Here is a 557-nt window from a genome sequence, read left to right on the forward strand (position 1 = left end):
GAGAGGCTGCGCGAAGTCCGAGCTCTGAAGGCGTTCACCCGTCTCAGTCCGGTGGAGGCGGCCGACAACAGCGCTTTCGTGGCGCCGCTGTCCGAAAAGAAGTTGAACTGGCTGCCGGCAATCGAAGTTCGCGGGGAAGGCATATTCATCAACTTCGATGAGACAGCCGTATTGTCTTGGGAGAACGCGCCCGATGTCACAGACAGGGCGGCAAAGGCGCATAATGCCGCCGAGCGTGCATGGCAGGACCACAACGGCAGCGATCGTCCCTTCCCCATGACGATTTCAGCGAGGTTGCTACTCATCCACACAACGGCCCACGCTCTGTCGGAACGCCTGTCACTCGACAGCGGGTATTCCACTGCCTCCATCCGAGAGAGGTTGTACGTTTCGCCTGGTCCGGGTGGGATGTGCGGATTTCTGCTATACACATCGGCCCCGGACTCCGATGGAACACTGGGTGGGCTGTCACGAAAGGGACGTACCAGCGAGATTGGCCCGATACTGCTAGCAGCACTGCGGGGTCTGGAGTGGTGCTCGTCGGATCCGCTTTGCAG

General features: G+C 60.3%; 2 protein-coding genes. One reads left to right on the forward strand and one right to left on the reverse strand.

Annotated elements, in window-relative coordinates; genetic code table 11:
- Nucleotides 1-305: hypothetical protein (locus A6302_RS23810; protein WP_210183434.1), on the reverse strand; the 305-nt coding region annotated here is incomplete at its 3' end.
- Here A6302_RS23810 and A6302_RS26400 point away from each other — a divergent pair.
- A partial coding sequence (locus A6302_RS26400) for a Zn-binding domain-containing protein (RefSeq protein ID WP_425349191.1) occupies nt 277-557 on the forward strand: 281 nt, incomplete at its 3' end. The genes A6302_RS23810 and A6302_RS26400 overlap by 29 nt on opposite strands.

It is taken from the genome of Methylobrevis pamukkalensis (genome assembly GCF_001720135.1).
GTDB classification, from domain to species: Bacteria; Pseudomonadota; Alphaproteobacteria; order Rhizobiales; family Pleomorphomonadaceae; genus Methylobrevis; species Methylobrevis pamukkalensis.